The organism is Chloroflexia bacterium SDU3-3, assembly GCA_009268125.1.
Taxonomy (GTDB): domain Bacteria; phylum Chloroflexota; class Chloroflexia; order Chloroflexales; family Roseiflexaceae; genus SDU3-3.
In genome coordinates, this window is sequence record WBOU01000002.1 from 88,804 (window position 1) to 107,727 (window position 18,924).

The window sequence follows — 18,924 nt, forward strand, 5'->3', positions numbered from 1 at the left end:
CGCGCTGCCCCCGCCGCCACAGCCCGTGGCGCTAGTGGGCCGATGGGCCATCCACATCCACGCTCCAGGCGTGCACGCCCTGTGTGGTGAAGGAGAACGGCCGCACCCGCACGCCGTGGTCCTCCAGCGTGCGCTCCAGCTCCAGCCGCCGGTCGAAGGGGCACGCAAACACCATGAAGCCGCCGCCGCCCGCGCCGGTGATCTTGCCGCCCCACGCGCCGTGGGCGCGGGCCGCCGTGTAGATCTCCTCCACGATCGGCGGGGCAATGTACGGCGAGAAGGCCTTCTTGACCTCCCATGCGTCGTGCAGCAGCCGCCCGAAGTCGGCGATCTTCAGGCCGCGCAGCAGCTTGACCGACTCGTCAACAAACGCCTTGGTCTCGTCGTGGTAGCGCAGGGTGTCGCCCTCCTTCAGGCGGCGCACCTGGTCTTCCATCAGGTGGTGGGTCAGCAGCTTGCGGTCGCCGATGTAGCCGATCATCAGGCAGCTCTCCAGCTCCAGCAGCGCGGCGGGGTCGGTGATCACCGGCTCGACGATCACATGCGGGCCGCCGAAGTGGTAGACGCACATGCCGCCGAAGGCTGCGGCGTACTGATCCTGCCGCCCGCCGGGGATGCCCAGGTCCACCCGCTCGATGCGGAAGGCCAGCTCGGCCAGGGTGTGGGGGTCCATCGGGATGTTGTAGACGGTGGAGATCAGCTTGAGCATGCTCACCACCAGCGCCGACGAGGAGCCGAGGCCGCTGCCGGGCGGCACATCGGAGAACATGGTCACATCCACGCCCTGGGCCTCGGGCATGGCGTCGAGCACGGCCTGGGGCAGGCTGAGCTTGCCCTCCCAGCGGCCGGTGGTGCGGCGGCTCACCTCTTCGAGGTCGAGCGAGCGGATGACGATCCCGCCATCGCTGCTGGGGCGCAGCATGCAGCGCACGTACTTATCGATAGTGCAGTTCAGCACCTTGCCGCCGTGCTGCTCGGCATACGGGCTGACATCGGTTCCGCCGCCAAAAAAGCCGATGCGCATGGGTGCCTTGGCTTTATACAGCCGCATACGAAAATCCTCACATATTGAGATATCGACATGGATATCAGGTTTTGCGCAGCCTTTATCGCTGTGCTGGTTGAACGTGGGCTTAGTATAGCATGCCCGGTTTCCACAGTTTGTGGCTGCACTGGTATTTCTCTAATAGTTATTTACATGACATGAAAGAATCATGAGTGGAAACAGTAGGGGCTGTGGAAATGTGAATAAGCGGGGTTTCATGCCAGCAGGGCGGCATGAACGCGGTGAGGAAACCATGGGAATAACTATCCACATGAATCACATGGCTTGGGGAGATGGGCAAGATCGGGGAAAACTATACCCATGTTAATCACATGGGTTTCCCATGTTTTTCCACAAAGTGTGAACAATCGGCCAATATGCGTAGTCAGTTGTTCACACTTTGTCGACAGCTTTTCCCCGACCAGTTATCCACAATTGCGGGCGTTTATCCACAGAAGATAGCGGGTTATCCACAAATGTTGCTATCTCTCGCCTTTTTGTGGAAGGCTACTGCTGCTCGTTGCGGTTGCTATCGTCGTCTTTGTCGATATCGAGCGTGTTGATAAAGTTGCGGAAGATCGAGATATCCTCGTCGCTGGTTTCCTGCTCGGGCTCGTCGGCGCTGGCTGCGGGTGCGGCTGGCTCCACTGGTGTGAGGCTCTCTTCCTCGTCGAAGGGCGTGCCGCCCTGCTCAAGCACGTGGGGGGCGACGTAGATCGGCGACTCGGTGCGCACCGCCAGCGCGATCGCATCGCTGGGGCGCGAGTCGATCTCGATGATCTGGCCCGACTGGTTGACCACGATCCGCGCGAAGTAGGTGCTCTCGCGGATGTCGTTGATCAGGATGTAGTCTATGTGGGCATGCAGCTCGCCAAACACAGAGCGAAGGAGATCGTGGGTCATTGGGCGCTGTGGCTCAATGCCTTGTAAAGCAGCAGCGATGGCCTCTGCCTCGAAAGGGCCAATAAAGATCGGCAGATAGCGCTTGCTGTCGACTTCGCGAAGAACCACGACTCGATTCTGTGTCAACAAGCTGACGCGGATGCTGTCAACAGTTACACGTATCATCGGTCGGCCTTTCCGAGGGGACGCCCAAGGGCACACTTGCGCGTTTCCCTGCGTATTGATGGGGTTTATTCGTTTCTTCATAGTACCACGCGCAGAAAGATCACGTCAAGGAATGTTGTGCGCAAATCGGCTTGTGCGCTATGATCGCGCTGCGCTTTCTGTGCCCCGCAGCGTGGCTGTATGTGGGCAACATAGACGAGGTACCCATGTCACGTGAAACGACCGCTATCTATCTTATACGCCATGGCGAGACCGTGTGGAATGTCGAGCGCCGCATCCAGGGCTGGGGCGACTCGCCGCTGACGGCGCTGGGTCGCCAGCAGGCCTTGGATCTTGGATCGCAGCTGGCCGATGTGCCTTGCCAGGCGATCTACGCCAGCACTAGCCAGCGTGCCATCGATACCGCCCATGCGGTGCGCGGCCAGCGCGATGCGCCGCTGGCGCTGTGGCCCGAGCTGCGCGAGCTGGGCTTTGGCCCCTGGGAGGGGCAATCTAGCGCCGAGCTTGAGCAGCGCGATACCGATCGCTTCCACGCGTTCTGGAACACGCCGCTGGAATATACCCTGGAGGGTGCCGAGACGCTGGATGCGCTGCACCTGCGCGTGCAGCGCTCGATCGGCCTGATCTGCGCGCAGCACCCTGGCCAGACGGTGTTTGTGGTCACGCACACCGTCTTTATCAAGATGGCCTTGCTCATCCACGAGGGTCGTAGCCTGGGGCAGCTGTGGGATCCGCCCTACATTCACCCGGCCTCGTACCGTGTGATCACCTGTGACCAGGGCTTTGGCCAGACCTTCCGCCTGCGCTAGCCTGGGGCGCGCATGGGCGCACAGCGCTGTGTGCCCATGCGCGCCATCCTTTCTTAGAGATGCTCGTGAATGAGGGCTTGAAACCCGTTCTCGAACTGCGGGCTGCATGCTACAATAGCCTTAGCCGGAGCACGTCTTTTTCCACGCGATATGTGTAAAACGTGAAACACTTCTTTCTATGGGTGTAAAACCGCCTATTTGGATTGGTAGCAACGCTGGTACCCGTATCTCTAGGATGATTGAGCAGGTGTAAAACGTGAAACAGCCTGAACCAAAAATTATGGCGGTGGCAAACCAGAAGGGCGGGGTGGGCAAAACCACCACGTCGGTGAGCCTGGCTGGCGAGCTTGCCCGCAGCGGCCAGCAGGTGCTGCTGATCGACTGCGACCCCCAGGGCAACGCCACCACCAGCCTGGGTGTCGCCAAGCGCGGCCTGACCGCCACCTCGTACGAGGTGCTGATGGGGCTGGCCGGGCTAGATGCTGCCATCCACTCGACCGGGCGCGAAAACCTCGATCTGGTGCCTGCCACCGAGAACCTGGCAGGCGCGATGGTGGAGCTGGTGGATGCCGAGCGGCGCGAGTGGCGGCTGGACAGCGCCCTGAGCGCGGTGGTGGGCTACGACTGGATCATCCTTGACTGCCCGCCCTCGCTTGGGCTGATCACGCTGAACGCGCTCTGCGCTGCGCAGCACGTGCTTATCCCGCTGCAGTGCGAGTTCCTGGCGCTGGAAGGCCTGGCCCAGCTCAAGGGCACGATCGACCGCGTGCACACCACCATGAACCCCAAGCTTTCCATCCTGGGCGTGGTGATGACCATGTACGATGGCCGCACCAACCTGGCCCAGCAGGTGGTAGAAGAAGTGCGCAAGTACTTCCCGCAGCGGATCTTCCAGACCCTGATCCCCCGCAGCGTGCGGTTGAGCGAGGCCCCCAGCTACGGCCAGATGATCAGCGAGTATGACCCGCAGAACCGCGCCTCGCAGGCGTATAGCACCCTGGCCGAGGAGCTGCTTGGCCGGGTGAGAGGAGCCGCCGCATGATGAAGAAGCCACGCGGCCTGGGCAGCGGCCTGGGCGCGCTGCTCCCCGACGCGCCCGCCAGCGGGGTGCGCGAGATCGCGATCAGCGAGATCCACCAGAACCCGCGGCAGCCGCGCACCTACTTCGACGAGGACATGCTGGAAGATCTGGTCGCTTCCATCCGCGAGCACGGCATCATCCAGCCGCTGATCGTCAGCGAGCGCGAGCGCGGCTACGAGCTGGTGGCTGGTGAGCGCCGCTGGCGGGCGGCTCAGCGCGCGGGCCTGACCCAAGTGCCGGTGATCGTGCGCGAGACCACGCCCCAGCAACTGCTGGAGCTGGCCCTGATCGAGAACATCCAGCGCGCCGACCTGAACCCCATGGAGGAGGCCCGCGCCTTCGACGAGCTGGTGCGCGAGTTCGGCCTGACCGACAGCGAGGTGGCCCAGCGTGTGGGCAAGAACAACCGCGTGACCGTGGCCAATACCCGCCGCCTGCTCAAGCTCTCGCCCCAGGCCCAGGAGGCCATCCTCAAGAATACCATCACCGCAGGTCACGGCCGCGCGCTGCTGCGCTTCGAGGATGCCGACCAGCAGCAGGCTGCCCTGGCGGCCCTGATCGACGACGCCCTGAGCGTTCGCGAGGCCGAGGAGCTGGGCGAGCTGGCCCAGACCAATGGCGGCGATGTGGCCCGCGCTATCGACACACTGCGCCGCAAGCGCGCATCGCGCGTGGGCGGCGGGCGCGGCAAGCAGCGCGCCGAGGTACCCGCCAGCCCCGCTGAAGAAGCGCCCGCCGCCACCACCAGCGCCGATGACCGCGCGCTGGGCGACGAGCTGGGCAAGCTGCTGCATACGCCGGTGGCGATCACGCGCACCAGCAAAGAGCTGCGTGTGACTATCTCGTTCTACGACGAGGAGAAGATCCAAGAGTTCCTTGACCTGCTGGCGGGCGCACAACCGTGATTTTTCGCCCAGCAGACGATCGCCAAGCCACGATAGCCGATCTTGCGGGCGAGCCGCGCCAGGGCCTTGGCCGCTGGACTTTCGCCCGCCGCTAGACTGCATCCCACCCATCGCTCGCCGGATCGGCATCGCTGGCCCAGAAGAAAAGGCACAGCTATGTCGGTACGGGTTCAGTTCGAGCAGCATGTACGCGAGGCCGTGGCCCAGCTGGTGCGCCGCACCATCGCCCGCGCGCCGATCACCCCCAACACGCTCACGGTGATCGGCACGCTGATGACCATCGCCACCGTGCCCCTGATCAGCCGGGGCTACTTTCTGGCGGCGGGACTCGCGCTCATCCTCACGAGCGTGTTCGACATGCTGGATGGCGCGCTGGCCCGCGTCACCCAGCGCACCAGCGCGTTTGGAGCCTTCCTCGACTCGGCGCTCGACCGCTACAGCGATGCCCTGCTGCTGTTCGGCTTTTTCATGTACTTCCAGCACACCGCCCCCGGCGCGGTCGAGAGCACGCTAGCCTTTCTGGCCACGATCGGCTCGCTGCTCACCAGCTACATGCGCGCCCGCGCCGAGGCCGTGGGCTTCGCCTGCAAGGTGGGGCTTGTTGAGCGGCCCGAGCGCATGGTGCTGATAATCCTGGGCCTGCTGACCGGCTGGGTGGCGCCCATGCTGTGGGTACTCGCTGTGCTTACCAACGTCACCGCGCTGCAGCGCCTGCTGCACGTGTGGCACAGCGAGCGCAGCAGCCACGGCGGCGCGCCGCGCCCCAACCAGCGCTGAGGCTGGCCCGCCGCTGGGGCTGGCCTGCGCACCGCCAGCCCCAGCGCACCACGATCGCGAATAGTACCAATAGCCGCCCGCCCGCGCCGCCGCCCTGCAAAAAGCCGCTATAATAGAGAACAAATGTGCGAAAGCCCGCGCCGCCGACATCCGTCCGCGTAGCGCATATGGTACAATGCCTCGTGTTTGCGCTTGGCTACCTGCCGACAGCCCTCCGCCCTGCCACCACTGCCACGAGGGCGCGGCCAAGCTCGCTGCGAGGGGTGAGAGAACGCATGCTGCTAGAGCTTAACATTAGTGATTTTGCGATCATCGATCGCCTCAACCTTCGTCTGACACCTGGGTTCAACGCCCTGACGGGCGAGACCGGCGCAGGCAAGTCGATCATCATCGACGCGCTCGGCACCCTGCGCGGCGAGCGCGCCGACCCTAGCTTTGTGCGGGCCGGTGCCGAGCGGGCGCGGATCGAGGGTGTGTTCAGCATCGGCGACACGCCCGCCATCATCCCGCTGCTGCAGGAGTACGGCCTGTGGGAAGAGGATGACGAGACGATTATCCTGGTGCGCGAGCTGAGCGCGGGCAGCGGGCGTAGCGTGGCCCGCATCAACGGGCGCGCGGTCAACAGCGGCATCCTGCGCGAGGTGGGCGGCCAGCTAGTCGACATCCACGGCCAGCACGAGGGCCTCTCGCTGTTCAACACCCGCACCCACGGCGAGATGCTCGACCGCTATGGCCAGCTGCTGCCCCTGCGCGGCCAGGTGGGCGAGCGCTACGCCGCCCTGCGCAGCACCCAGGACGAGCTGTCCAAGCTGCGCGCCGCCGCCGCCCGCCGCACCGAGCGGATCGAGGAGCTGCAGCTGCTGCTGGATGATGTGCGCGACGCCAAGCTGCGCGCTGGCGAGGAGCAGGAGTTGCTGCAGGAGCGCGCGCTAGTGCAGAATGGCGCGCGGATCACCGATCTCGTGTCGCGATCCTACGCGCTGCTCTACGCCGGGCAGGAGAGCGGCAAAGGCGCGGCCCGCTCGATCATCGAGTCCATGGGTGTGGTGAACGACAGCCTGGCCGAGCTTGGGCGGCTCGACCCCTCGGTCGAGAAGCTGGCCGAGCTTGCGGCAGAGCTGCTCTATACCTTGGAAGATCTGTCTGCCAATGTGCGGGCCTACCGCGACAGCATGGAATTTGACTCGGCGCGGCTGGACGCCATCGAGGATCGGCTGACCCTCATCCGCGAGATGCAGCGCAAGCACCACGGCACGGTGGAGGAGATCCTCGACCGCGCCGCCAGGGCCACCGAGGAGATCGACCGCTTGACCCACAGCGCCGAGCACATGGCCGACCTTGAGGCCCAGGAGCAGCGCCTGCGCGAGGAGGTGGGCCGCCTAGCCGCCCAGCTCTCGCAGCGCCGCCGCGAGGTGGGCAACCGTCTGGGCGAGGCGGTGGTGGCATCAATGCGCGATCTAGCCATGCCCAACGTGCGCTTCCAGGTGAGCCTGGAGCAGGCGCTCGACCCGCGCGGCGTGCCCGCGCGGCTGCCCCACGCCGCGCCGCCACCCGAGGGCACACCCGCCCGCTACGCCTGCGATAAGACCGGCATCGACCGGATCGAGTTTATGCTCTCGCCCAACCCCGGCGAGCCGCTCAAGCCGCTGGCCAAGATCGCATCCGGCGGCGAGAGCGCCCGCCTGCTGCTGGCGCTCAAGTCCATCCTCTCGAAGGTGGATGAGGTGCCGACCCTGATCTTTGATGAGGTAGATGTGGGCGTCGGCGGGCGCGCGGGCCACGTGGTGGGCGAGAAGCTCTGGGGCATCAGCGCGCAGCACCAGGTGATCTGCATCACCCACCTGCCGCAGGTCGCGGCCTTTGGCGACTCGCACTACGCCATCGCCAAGCAGGTGCTCGGCTCATCCGCCGAGGGCAACCAGCGCACCCGCACCAAGATCAGCCAGCTCTCCGACGACCAGCGGGTGGATGAGATCGCGGCCATGCTGGATGGTGTGCCGATCAGCGAGCACAGCCGCAACAGCGCCCGCGAGATGCTGGAGCGCGCCGACCAGTTCAAGCAGCGCATCCGCTCATCAACCCCTCAGCTTGAGATGTTGCCCAAGGGCTGATACTATAGGCGGCACAGTGCAAGCCTGCCATACTGGGCGGCGCTCGCCTACGGGCTAGGGCCGCTTTGTGTATCCCTGTGCCGCAGCGTGGCCGCCACCAGCGCGCCCGCCGCCTGTTCTCTGCGCATGGTCGCGCTCTCTGCGCCCACGCCGATAGAAATGTTGGAGGATCGACGTTGCAACAGCGACAGTCTACCATCGCACGCTGGTGCGCCTGGCTTATCGAGGGCGGCTGGCTGATGGCTCTGGTCTTTATCCCGAGCTACTTTAACCTGCTCTCCTCGCGCCACTTCGAGCCGGATAAGGCGACCATGCTGCGCTCGATTGTGGTGATGATGCTCACCGCTGGCGTGGTCTACGCCCTCGACCGCGCGGGCAGCGCGCCGAAGGCCGCCGCGCCGCCCCAGCAGCCCAGTTGGTGGCGGCGGTTGATCGCCTTTCCGATGGCGCTGCCGGTGCTGGTGTTTGCGCTGGTCTTTCTGCTGGCCACGCTCACCTCGATCACGCCGTGGGTCAGCCTGTGGGGCTCGTACCAGCGCCTGCAGGGAACCTACACCAACCTCTCGTACATTGCCCTAGCCGTCATGGTGGTGCTGTTCCTGCGCCGCCGCGAGCAGCTGGATCGGCTGATCACCGTGGGGGTGCTGGGTGCGCTCCCCGCTGTGGGCTACGGCCTCATCCAGCACAGCCAGCACGACCCGCTGCCCTGGCGCGGCGACGTGATCTCGCGCGTGGCCTCGACCATGGGCAACTCGATCTTTGTGGCGGCCTACCTCATCCTCATCCTGCCGCTGGCCTGCTACCTGGCGCTGGCGGGCTTTCGCACGGCGCGGCGCGACACCGCCAGCGAGAATCGCGGTGGCGCGTGGGGCTGGGCTGCGGCCTACGGCCTTGCCATCGCGGGCGCGCTGCTGATCGCCTACGCCTCGATCTGCTTTGGCGCGGTGGTGCGCGTGCCCGACCTGCGCTACTGGTGGGTCTACCCCGGCGGGCTGCTGGTCGGCCTCGGGCTGTTTGTGCTGCCCACGCTGGGCATCCACCGCGCCGACCGCCTGCGCACGAGCCTGCTCTGGCCGGGGATCGTGGCGCTGGGCTACGCGCTCTGGCTGGGCTTCATGTTCCTGCTGGGCCAGGGCGGCGATCAGCAGGTGGCGGCATCCGCCGGGCGTGGCGGCACCGAGTGGTGGATCTACCTGGTGCTGGGCGTGCTGTTTGTGCTAGGCAGCTACGCGCTGTTCTACACCCTGCCGCGCCTAGGCGAAAGCTCGCGGGTGCTCTCGCTGATGCAGGGCGTGGGGATGACCGCTGTCGCGGTGCTCGTGGGCATGACCATCATCTTCACCCAGAGCCGTGGGCCCTGGATCGGCGCGATGGCCGGGATGTTTGTGTTCTTCACCGCGCTGATCGTGATCGCGTGGGGGCGTGCCCGCCGCGAGAGCCCCGCGCGGGTGGCGCTGTGGCGCGGCCTGCTGATCGCCGAGATCGCCGTGACGGTGCTGGCGGGTGGCTTCTTGGTGGCCTTCAACATCAGCAATGCGCCGATCTTCGAGCCGCTGCGCACCATGCCCTACATCGGGCGCATGGGCCGCCTGCTGGAGACCGACGAGGGCACCGGCCTGGTGCGTCGCCTGATCTGGTCGGGCGACGAGCACGCTGGCGGCGCGGTCGCGCTGATCACATCCGACCCGCTGCGCATGGTGATCGGCTGGGGGCCGGAGAGCATGTTCGTGGCCTACAACCGATTCTACCCGCCCGCGCTGGCCAACATCGAGGCGCGCGGCGCGTCGCCCGACCGCTCGCACGAGGCCTACCTCGACGAACTGGTGACCAAGGGCGTGCTGGGGCTGGCCAGCTACCTATTCGTGCTGATCAGCGTGTTCACGCTGGGCATCGCGCTCATCCGCCGCGTGGATGACTGGCACGCCCAGGCCCTGGTGAGCGCATGTCTCTCGATCATCGTCGCCCACTGCGTCGAGGGCCTGACCGGCATCCCGATCGTGTCCTCGCTCATGCTGTTCTGGATCGCCATCGCCACCATCGTGTGCGTGGGCCTGCTCTATGGCCAGGTGCGCTTTGGGGCGCAGCCCGAGCCCGAGCCAGCCCCCGAGCCTGCGCCTGCGGCCAAGCAGCAGGGCGGTCGCTCGCGGCGCGGCGCGGCCCAGCGCGGCGCGGCCCAGCGCGGCCCATCCCAGCGCCGCGACGAGTCGGCGGGCCTGGGGTGGCTGATCTACACCATGGTCTTTGCGCTCGGCATTGCGGTGGTCTGGTTCACCAACATCGACAACGTGTACGCCGACATGCGCTTTCAGCAGGGCCAGCAGTACACCGAGGGCGCGAACGCTGGCCTGCAGCAGCAGATCGCCGGTGCCGAGTTCTACCTCGACGCCATCCGCATGGAGCCGAACCAGGATTTCTACTACCTGAGCCTGGGCCGCACCCTGATGAGCATCGCCGACATCCAGCGCCAGACATCCGGCACGCTGGGCGCGGTCAAGCAGGATGCCCAGCTGCGCGACCTGCTGCAGGCCGAGAGCGCGCCCGCCATGCTGGCGCAGATGCAGCCGCTGGTGGCCATGAGCTACGCCCAGGCCGTGCTCGATCAGGCCTACAAGATCAACCCGCTGAACAAGGACCACTCGGCCAACCTGGGCCGCCTGCACGCCTACTGGTACTCGCGCATGGATCAGGATCCGGCGCAGCTGGATGAGGCGCTGCAGTGGTACCAGAACAGCAACGCCAAGGCCCCGCAGGATGTGGTCATCCTCAATGAGTACGCAGGCACCGTGGCGCTGAAGGGCAGCTACAGCGAGTCGAAGGGCGATGCCGCCGCCGCCCAGCAGGCCTACGTCCAGGCCGAGCAGCTGCTGACCCACTCGAAGGAGCTGGACCAGAAGTACCCCGACACCGACATCCGTCTGGCCGACCTGCTGCGCATCCAGGGCCGCACCGCCGAGGCGCTCGACCGCTACATCGCGATCATCGCCAGCAGCCCCCACGCGCTGGATGCCGAGTACAACGCGGTGATCGCCAGCGTGCAGGATGACAAGGCCCAGCTTGGCCGCCTGCGCGACGCCTACGAGCAGGCCCTGGCCAAGACCCCCGACGACGCCACGCTCACCGAGATCATCGGGCGCATCGCGGTGCCGCAGGGCGACATGGCGCGCGCCACTAGCGCCTTCGAGTCGCTGGTGAACCTGGAGCCCCAGAACCCCGAGGCCTACCGCAACCTGGTGGTGGTGCTGAGCGACACCATGCAGTACAGCCGCGCCGCCGACCAGGCCGCCAGCTGGGCGAAGATGCTGCAGGCCCAGGGCGACACCCAGCAGGCCCAGCAGATCCAAGGGCTGGAGTCCTACTTCCGCAATCTGGCAGGCGGCTAGGCCCAAAAACACATCGGGGGTAGAGACGGCATTGGCCATCTCCACCCCCGGTGCGCGCGCATCGTTCGGTTAGTAGGGTTGCTGGTCGTCCATCACGTGCTGGCATTCTACCAGCGCCCTGCAGACCGACGTACTGGTACTGTACACGAACCTTCCCCTCCTGTGAATAGTCTCTCCATCCTTACAGCTAGCAGTACCCTTTCCCAGGAGCAGATAGCGCCGCAGTCCTATGCTTTGGTTGTTATATGGGCAAGGTTGCGGCAAGCTTCTTGGTTAGGCGCTCTTGCGCGCCTCGGTCAGCGGCGTGTGCTGGCCATCCAGCTCTTGAATCATGGCCAGGGCGAACTGGGATGCGGTTGCCAGCCCCTCCGGGTCGATGTGGTCGGCGTCGTCGGTGGCCTGATGCCAGTGCGGCAGCCAGCCCTCGGCGTCCAGCCCCACGAGGCAGATGCCCCGGAACCCGCGCCGCCGCAGGCTGGCCACCTCCTCGACGATTACCACGGGCTGTCCAGTGACGCCTAGCTGGCGGCTGCGCTCGGCGGCGGCCCTGGCAAGGGCCAGCGAGTCCGCGTCGGGCGCGTAGGGCGTGAAGTAGGTGATGCCGCTGTGCCGCGTCACATAGGCGATCCGGCTCGACCCCACCAACTCAAAGTCGATGAAGTAGGCGTCGCGCAGCTCGTCGCCATACTGATCCAGCAGCGCGTGGGTTCCCATACAGCTGCTCTCCTCAGCCCCTGTGAAGGCCAGCCACACCTCGGTTTGCTCTAGCGGGTGGGTCTGGATGTGCGCCCCTAGCCCCAGCAGGCACGCCACTGCTGTGGCGTTATCCTGCGCGCCGGGGACAAAGGGGGCCAGTTCGTCATACGCCAGCCCTGCCAGGAAGCCGCCGACGACCAGCCCTGCCGCCGCCTGCGCCGCGCCGCCCATCCTGGTGGGCCGGATGGACTGGGCCAGCAGGGCCGCCGCCGCCAACGCGTGGGCTAGGAATCCCACGCTCGATGAGGCTTGTAGCAGCTTCTTGCGCCCCTGTGTGAATGATGGCCGCTGCTTGTTGCTGTCGGTGTGGCCGATCAGCACCACCCTGCGGTGGGCCTGCTGCTGCGCCGGAATGCGGGCCACCGTGGTGGCCGTAGGCACCTTGGGGAAGAGCCAGCGCATCGGCTGCTTGACGTTGAGCATCGACTGCCACATGTGGTAGACACTGTAGGCCGCCGTGGCTGCGCCCGCCAGCCTGCGCAGCCGCCCGCTGCGCCCCAGGATGGTGGCCGCCACCACCAGCGCCGCTGGGACGCACATGGTATAGCCCCACGTGTCCCAGCAGAGAAATGGGATCTCCTCGGTTGCGATGCCGCGTGCGGCCAGCGTGGTGCGGATGTAGTCGCGGGCCTTGGCCTCGGCGAGGCTGCCGGTTGGCCGCGGCCCGATGGTCGTGGCGAGCGCCTTGACGTGCTCGTAGAGGGCCTCTGGATGAAGGTCGCTCATTGTTCCTCCTTGAAAAGTGGTAAGGAGAGACTATGAACAGTATAGGATGAGATCGGGGCGTGGGACATGGCAGTTTCCCACGCCCCCGATGGGCTTTATGCTACTTGCCGCGAAGGGTCCGCACCAGCTCGGGTGCCTTGCCGATGTAGGTCTCGGGCGCGAGCGCGCGCAGCTCGCCCTTCACCGCGTCGCTCACATCCAGCTGGTCGATGAAGGCCGCCAGCGACTCGGCGGTGATCGCGTGGCCGCGCGTCAGCTTCTTCAGCGCCTCGTATGGCTCGGGGTAGCTCTCGCGCCGCAGGATGGTCTGGATGGCCTCGGCCAGCACCTCGGGGTGGGCCTGCAGATCCTCCAGCAGGCGCTGGCGGTTCACGGCCAGCTTGCCCAGGCCCTTCAGCAGCCGCCGGTAGGCCAGCAGGCTGTAGCCGAACGCCGAGCCGAGGTTGCGCAGCACGGTGCTGTCGGTCAGGTCGCGCTGCTGGCGCGAGATCGGCAGCTTGCGGCTGCAGTGCTCCAGCAGGGCGTTGGCGATACCCAGGTTGCCCTCGGCGTTCTCGAAGTCGATCGGGTTGACCTTGTGCGGCATGGTCGAGGAGCCGACCTCGCCCGCCTTGGCGGCTAGGCCGAAGTAGCCCATGCTAATGTACTGCCAGACATCCTGGCACAGGTCGATCAGCAGCGTGTTCAGGCGCTTCAGCGCGTCGCATAGCTCGGCCACGGTGTCGTGCGGCTCGATCTGGGTGGTCAGCTGCACTGGCTCCAGCTCCAGCGACTTCACAAAGGCCCGCCCGAAGGTCGGCCAGTCGATCTCGGGCAGGGCGGCCATGTGCGCGGCGTAGGTGCCAGTCGCGCCGTTCAGCTTGCCGGTGAGCGAGACCTGGGCCAGCACGCCGTGGGCGCGGCGCAGGCGCGCGACAAACACCGCGATCTCCTTGCCGATGGTGGTGGGCGTGGCGGGCTGGCCGTGGGTGTGCGCCAGCATGGGCGTGGCGGCATCCGCCATAGCCATCTGGTAGAGCGCGCTGCCCACCTCGCTGATCGCGGGCATCAGCACCAGGTCGCGGGCCTCGCGCAGCATCAGCGCGTAGGAGAGGTTGTTCACATCCTCGGAGGTGAGCGCGAAGTGCACCGCCTCGTGCCAGCGCTCTAGCCCCAGCTTGGTCATCTGCTCGCGCAGCCAGTACTCCACCGCCTTCACGTCGTGGTTCACCTTGCGGTCCCAGGCGGCCACGGCCTCGGCGTCCTCCTCGCGGAAGGCGCGGTACAGCCCGCGCAGCTCGGCGGCGGCCTGCGGCTCCAGCGGCGGGATGAAGCCGACGTTGCGGGTGCGGCTCAGGAAGATCAGGTACTCGACCTCCACGCGCACGCGGTAGCGCAGCAGCGCGGCCTCGCTCATATACGGCCCAAGCGCGGCAACATCCTTGCTGTAGCGCCCGTCAAGCGGCGAAAGGGCAAAAAGTGGGTTTGTCACAGCTCTCTCTCCCGATGTTCGTTTCAGCGGCCCCCAGCATCATACCATTGTTTTTTTGATTCACCACGAAGGCGCGCAGGCACGCAGAGCGCGAGGATAGGTAGGCTGGCTGCCGAGATGCACCTTGCTGATTGGGGCATTGGAAAGAGGAAAATTGCGCTGCCTCACAGGGCGGGTATTCCCGCTGCGGTGCGGATCATGGCCAGCCGCCCGCCTGCGATACCTTCGCCGGATGGGCGAGGCCGGGTTTTTTACCACGAAGACTCCAAGACTCGAAGGGAAAGCGTGAAAATGCGATAGAGAAATTGCCCCTATCTCCGAATCTTGGAGTCTTGGAGTCTTCGTGGTTAATGGTCTCCCGAACCTTCGTGTCTTCGTGCCTTCGTGGTTAACTGGCCCCCCGCTCCGCGCGGTACCGCTCGCGCAGCTCGTCGAGCGGCCCCAGGCTGCCGTCGGCGCGGGCGTAGAGCCACACCTCCCAGCCGTTGCAGGATGGCTGGCCCGCCAGCGCCGCGCCCAGGCCGTGGATCGAGCCGCGCAGCTCGCCCACGCTCAGTGTGCCGTCGGCGCAGACCATGGCGGGCTGGCCGGTGCGCTGGAAGAACAGCTGCTGCCCGGCGCGCAGCATCCCGGCCTCCAGCAGCGCCCCGAAGCGCACCCTGGGCTGGGCCTTGCGGGTGCGCAGCGTCAGCGCCTGCGGGGCAGCGGGGGCCTCGGCCACACGGGCGATCCGCTCGCGGGCCAGTTCGGCATAGCCCTCCTCGCGCTCGATACCCACAAAGTGCCGCCCCAGCGCCTTGGCCACCGCCCCCGTGGTGCCCGTGCCAAAAAACGGGTCGAGCACCACATCGCCAGGGTTGGTGCTGGCCAGCAGCACGCGGTACAGCAGCGCCTCGGGCTTCTGGGTCGGGTGCGCCTTCACGCCGCCCACGCGCAGCCGCTCCTGGCCGGTGCAGATCGGCATCACCCAGTCGCTGCGCATCTGCTTCTCGTCGTTCAGGTTCTTCATCATCTGGTAGTTGAAGGTGTAGCGGCGCTGCCCGCGCGATCGCTTGCACCACAGCAGGGTCTCGTGGGCGTTGGTGAAGCGCACGCCCCGGAACTGCGGCGTGGGGTTGGTCTTGATCCACACCACGTCGTTCAGCAGCCAGAAGCCGATGTCCATCATCAGCGTGCCCAGGCGGTAGATGTTGTGGTAGCTGCCGATCACCCAGATCGTGCCGGTGTCTTTGAGCACGCGGCGGCACTCGCGCAGCCACAGATCGCAGAAGGCATCGTAGGCAGCGAAGTTCTGGAACTGGTCCCACTCGTCATCCACGGCGTCCACGCGCGACATGTTGGGGCGCAGCAGCTCTTTATTTAGCTGAAGGTTGTAGGGGGGGTCGGCGAAAACAAGGTCGACACTCTTGTTGGGGAGCTGCCCGAGCAGCTCGGTGCTGTCACCGATCAGCACTTGATCCAGCGGCAGGGCGGCGTTGCGGCGCATAGATCACCGATTGGCTATTCGACTGGTGGCTGGTTGAGGGATGGCGGCGCGGTTGCTCCAATCTACAATAGCATGAACTGTCAAGCTCTAGCCGCTGATGTGCGTTGTTAGGCGAGGCTTTGGCGATGCTCCTGTGAACCCGGCCAGGGGATATCGCCTTCAACACGTGTCATTTTGCATGTCTGTACGAGGCGTTCTTTGTGAAAATGTGCGTTACCGTCGGGTCGGACAGGGGCGCTTTTGTTGGCGGCACCTTCGCCGCATGGGCCGGGTGGGAAGGGTTAGCGCTGCCCTGTTTTCGAGACCTTATTTTCCTTGCTGTCTTGGAGTCTTGGTGGTGTATCGGTTCTTTTGTGCCCTTGGAGTCTTGGTGGTGTATCGCTCGGCTTAGGCACCGTAGAAGTCGGTGAAGCCGTCGGCGTCTAGCCGCTCAAGCATGCGGCGGGCCTTCTCGGCAGATTCGGGGAAACGCGCCGCCGCGATGGTCTCTGGCTCGATGCTGGCGGCCTTGGCCCAGGGCTGCGGCTCGCCACCGATCAGCAGGTCGATCAGGCTGACAAGGGCGCGGCGCAGGCGCGGGTTGTCGTCGCCGCGCAGCTTGGGCAGAATCTTCTGCTTGATCTGCTGGTCGAGCGCCTGGGCGGGCGCGATCACGCCCTGGGCGTGATCAAGGTAGCGCAGCATCTCGCTGACCGTGCGATAGCCGAAGGGCTGGCCGGCCCGCGTGAGGATGGCGTGCAGCTGGGCGATCACATCCCAGCTCGGCTCATCCACCGGGCCTCGGTAGGTGGCGCGGAACGCCGCCAGGTCCACATCGCGCAGCTCGATCACATTGGCCCGATCCAGCAGCTTGTCGGAGAGGCTGTGGGTGCTCTCATCCACATTTACTGTGCCGGTCAAGCGCACATTCAGCGGCAGGCGGAAGGGGCTGCGCAGCGCCTCGCCCGCCGTGGTGGTGGCCTCGTCGCCGGGGATGCCCAGGTCGATCAGGTGGTCCTCGGTCTCCAGCGCCGAGAGGATGGGCGCGAGGTAGTACTCGGGCCGCGCCAGGTTCATCTCGTCTAGGCACACGTAGTAGGTGGCCGCCGGGTCGGCGGCGGCGCGCTGCAGGAAGCGCAGGAAGGGCGTGGCGTGAAAGGTGCCGGTGAGCGCGTTGTGGTAGCCCAGCAGGTCGCGGGCGTTGTGCCAGTCGGGTTGCACCGCCACCAGCAGGTAGTAGGGGTTCTCCTGGCCGGGGCGCAGTGCGGCGGCGTGCACCGCGTCGGCGTAGAGCTTGGTGAGGCGGGTTTTGCCTGTGCCCGAGATGCCGGGCAGGATGACCAGCGGCTTGGTCTGCAGGGCCACGTGGTAGGCGCGGATGGTTGGCTCGGGCAGGGCGAAGCCGTGCGCCCGGATGCGCTCGACGATTGTCTCGATCGGCGGCAGCGCGCCCTGGCGGTAGATCGCGCGGCCCTCGCGCAGCAGCGCCGGGCCGTCCGGCTCCAGATCCTCGGCGTGCTCCATCACTGCCTCGTTGAGGGCCAGCAGGTCGAGCACGTCGGCGATCAGCTGCTGGGCGAAGGATGGATCTGCGATCCGGGCGTCATCCCAGCGGTAGGCGAAGCCCGCCAGCAGCGGGCCGGGCCTGCGGCTGCGCAGGTAGCGCTCGATCCACGGCGCGTCCGCGTCGCCAGGCTGCCCGGCCCTCGCCCTATCTTCTACAAAGCGCACATCGGTGACGCGCTCGATCAGCGGCTGCCACACCGCGCGGCCGTCCTCCCACACCTGGCCCAGCTGTGGCTTGCGCGCCCGCGCCACCTGCAGCGTCACCAGCACCGTGCGCTCGGCGGCGCTGACGGCCACGTAGATGCCCGACCCGCGCGGCGGCCTGTCGACGGCGAAGTGGTATTCGTCGATCGGTGCGCGCGCGCCGCTGCCCCGGTTGACATAGCGCAGATTCTTGAAGGTGATCTCGTAGATCGGCCAGATGCGTGGGAAGCGGCGCTCGCCCTCGGCGCGCAGCAGCTCGGCCAGGGCGGCCAGCTGGGGGTGCAGCAGCGCCTGCACAGCGGCCCAGCGCTCGGCGGGGCCGGGCACGGCCAGCGCGGCAAGCACATCTGGCGTAAAGCCAGTAAAATGGCGAGATGCATCGGTCATCGCGCGGTCGGGTCGCTTTCTCTGGCAGGGCGAAGTGCGCTGCGCGGTAGTATAGCACAGCGCGCCATGGGCGACATGTAGTATAGCACATGTGTTCAAAAAGAAACGCGAAAATGGCCGGAATGTGGTATAATAGAGAGGTTTAGAGGAGAGAGCATTGAGCATCGTGAAGCCTCAAACTACGTCACTGATCGACACGCTCACCCAGGGGTTCTCCACCATCAACCGCAGGCTCTGGGTGCTTATCATTCCCATCCTTCTCAACGTCTACTTCTGGTATGGGCCGCAGGTCTCGCTGGCTCCGCTCACCGAGGGTGTGCTGAACTTTTTTGAGCAGCAGGCCGAGGCCACCGGCCAGACCGCCGCCGCGCAGGCCTACGACAGCATGCGCGTGATGCAGCAGGCCGACCTGATCCAGCAGTTCGACATGGTGGGCCTGGTGCCGCGCCTCTCGGCCTACGCGGTCTCGGGGGCGCAGGATGGTGGCCTGCCCCTGCCCGGGGAGGTCTGGGCACCGCTGCAGCCCCAGCGCGTGGTCTGGACGGCCACCAACGGCTCGCTGGCCGCGCTGCTCTTTCTGCTGATCACCTTTATGCGCATCCCGCTGGGCGTACTGTTCATGAGCATGCTGGCCGGCGCGGTGCTGGCCGAGCGCGAGAGTCTGCGGGCCTGGGCGGTGCGCACGGGCCTCACTGGCGCGTCGCTGCTGGGCTACCTGGCCATCCTGCTGGCGGCCATCCTGGTGCTGCTGGTGCCGCTGGCCTTCGTCGCCGCGCTCTTCACCCTGGTGGTGCCGCTGCTCGGCTCGCTGGCCCTGCTGGTGCTGTTCACCGCGGTGTTCTGGGTGCGCATCTACATCGGCTTCACGCCCGAGGCGATCGCCGTGGGGCGGCTCGACACCATCAAGGCGCTGCGCACAAGCTACCAGATGGTGCGCCAGCACTTCTGGGCCACCATCGGCCTGCTGGCGCTCAGCTTCGTGATCAGCGTGGGCATGGGCGTGCTATGGGGCCTGCTGGTGGGCAACACCATCGGACTCATCCTGGCCGTGGTGGGCAGCGCCTACATCGGCTGCGGCCTGGGCGCGGCGCGCATGATCTTCTTCCGCGAACGGGCAACGATACATATACCTGGTACGAGCAAAAGCTAGCGCCTGCGGCCACGGCGGCAGCG

General features: G+C 66.2%; 13 protein-coding genes. 7 read left to right on the forward strand and 6 right to left on the reverse strand.

Annotated elements, in window-relative coordinates:
• Nucleotides 1–31 precede the first annotated feature (31 nt).
• A complete protein-coding gene (locus tag F8S13_03285; protein ID KAB8144874.1) occupies nucleotides 32–1,051 on the reverse strand; it encodes a GHMP kinase in 1,020 nt (339 codons plus the stop codon).
• Between the two features lie 501 nt (nucleotides 1,052–1,552).
• On the reverse strand, nucleotides 1,553–2,113 hold the full coding sequence (locus F8S13_03290) for a bifunctional nuclease family protein (protein ID KAB8144875.1): 561 nt from the start codon (nucleotides 2,111–2,113) through the stop codon (nucleotides 1,553–1,555).
• Nucleotides 2,114–2,253: 140 nt separating this feature from the next.
• On the opposite strand from F8S13_03290, the gene F8S13_03295 reads away from it, so the two are divergent.
• From F8S13_03295 to F8S13_03320, 6 genes are all read left to right on the forward strand, one after another.
• Entirely contained in the window at nucleotides 2,254–2,922 is a 669-nt protein-coding gene (locus tag F8S13_03295) for a histidine phosphatase family protein (GenBank protein ID KAB8144876.1), read from the forward strand.
• 280 nt (nucleotides 2,923–3,202) lie between these two features.
• The gene (locus F8S13_03300) at nucleotides 3,203–3,964 is read left to right on the forward strand and encodes a ParA family protein (GenBank protein ID KAB8145238.1); all 762 of its coding nucleotides are present in this window, start codon (nucleotides 3,203–3,205) and stop codon (nucleotides 3,962–3,964) included.
• Nucleotides 3,964–4,908: a ParB/RepB/Spo0J family partition protein gene (locus F8S13_03305; GenBank protein ID KAB8145239.1), complete on the forward strand. Its 945-nt coding sequence runs from the start codon at nucleotides 3,964–3,966 to the stop codon at nucleotides 4,906–4,908. The genes F8S13_03300 and F8S13_03305 overlap by 1 nt, the downstream gene beginning before the upstream one ends.
• Before the next feature lie 156 nt (nucleotides 4,909–5,064).
• Nucleotides 5,065–5,685, forward strand: a complete 621-nt coding sequence (locus F8S13_03310; protein ID KAB8144877.1) for a CDP-alcohol phosphatidyltransferase family protein — start codon at nucleotides 5,065–5,067, stop codon at nucleotides 5,683–5,685.
• A gap of 275 nt (nucleotides 5,686–5,960) precedes the next feature.
• A complete protein-coding gene (gene recN, locus F8S13_03315; protein KAB8144878.1) occupies nucleotides 5,961–7,796 on the forward strand; it encodes a DNA repair protein RecN in 1,836 nt (611 codons plus the stop codon).
• Between the two features lie 176 nt (nucleotides 7,797–7,972).
• Entirely contained in the window at nucleotides 7,973–11,176 is a 3,204-nt protein-coding gene (locus F8S13_03320) for a hypothetical protein (GenBank protein ID KAB8144879.1), read from the forward strand.
• A gap of 273 nt (nucleotides 11,177–11,449) precedes the next feature.
• Here F8S13_03320 and F8S13_03325 read toward each other — a convergent pair whose 3' ends face one another.
• From F8S13_03325 to F8S13_03340, 4 genes are all read right to left on the reverse strand, one after another.
• Nucleotides 11,450–12,658 carry a M28 family peptidase gene (locus F8S13_03325; GenBank protein ID KAB8144880.1) on the reverse strand — a complete coding sequence of 403 codons (1,209 nt, stop codon included), beginning with the start codon at nucleotides 12,656–12,658 and terminating at the stop codon, nucleotides 11,450–11,452.
• A gap of 100 nt (nucleotides 12,659–12,758) precedes the next feature.
• Complete coding sequence (gene purB, locus F8S13_03330; GenBank protein ID KAB8144881.1) at nucleotides 12,759–14,129, reverse strand: adenylosuccinate lyase; 1,371 nt, start codon at nucleotides 14,127–14,129, stop codon at nucleotides 12,759–12,761.
• A 388-nt stretch (nucleotides 14,130–14,517) separates the two neighbouring features.
• A complete protein-coding gene (locus tag F8S13_03335) occupies nucleotides 14,518–15,615 on the reverse strand; it encodes a site-specific DNA-methyltransferase (GenBank protein KAB8144882.1) in 1,098 nt (365 codons plus the stop codon).
• A gap of 387 nt (nucleotides 15,616–16,002) precedes the next feature.
• Nucleotides 16,003–17,751 (reverse strand): GTPase, encoded by a 1,749-nt coding sequence (locus F8S13_03340; protein ID KAB8144883.1) that lies wholly within the window; start codon nucleotides 17,749–17,751, stop codon nucleotides 16,003–16,005.
• 157 nt (nucleotides 17,752–17,908) lie between these two features.
• On the opposite strand from F8S13_03340, the gene F8S13_03345 reads away from it, so the two are divergent.
• Nucleotides 17,909–18,901: a hypothetical protein gene (locus tag F8S13_03345; GenBank protein ID KAB8144884.1), complete on the forward strand. Its 993-nt coding sequence runs from the start codon at nucleotides 17,909–17,911 to the stop codon at nucleotides 18,899–18,901.
• Nucleotides 18,902–18,924: the final 23 nt, after the last annotated feature.

Coding starts and splice junctions, on each gene's coding strand:
- F8S13_03285 (KAB8144874.1), bottom strand. CDS start 1,051: ATGCGGCTGTATAAAGCCAAGGCACCCATGCGCATCGGCTTTTTTGGC.
- F8S13_03290 (KAB8144875.1), bottom strand. CDS start 2,113: ATGATACGTGTAACTGTTGACAGCATCCGCGTCAGCTTGTTGACACAG.
- F8S13_03295 (KAB8144876.1), top strand. CDS start 2,254: ATGATCGCGCTGCGCTTTCTGTGCCCCGCAGCGTGGCTGTATGTGGGC.
- F8S13_03300 (KAB8145238.1), top strand. CDS start 3,203: ATGGCGGTGGCAAACCAGAAGGGCGGGGTGGGCAAAACCACCACGTCG.
- F8S13_03305 (KAB8145239.1), top strand. CDS start 3,964: ATGAAGAAGCCACGCGGCCTGGGCAGCGGCCTGGGCGCGCTGCTCCCC.
- F8S13_03310 (KAB8144877.1), top strand. CDS start 5,065: ATGTCGGTACGGGTTCAGTTCGAGCAGCATGTACGCGAGGCCGTGGCC.
- recN (KAB8144878.1), top strand. CDS start 5,961: ATGCTGCTAGAGCTTAACATTAGTGATTTTGCGATCATCGATCGCCTC.
- F8S13_03325 (KAB8144880.1), bottom strand. CDS start 12,658: ATGAGCGACCTTCATCCAGAGGCCCTCTACGAGCACGTCAAGGCGCTC.
- F8S13_03335 (KAB8144882.1), bottom strand. CDS start 15,615: ATGCGCCGCAACGCCGCCCTGCCGCTGGATCAAGTGCTGATCGGTGAC.
- F8S13_03340 (KAB8144883.1), bottom strand. CDS start 17,751: ATGACCGATGCATCTCGCCATTTTACTGGCTTTACGCCAGATGTGCTT.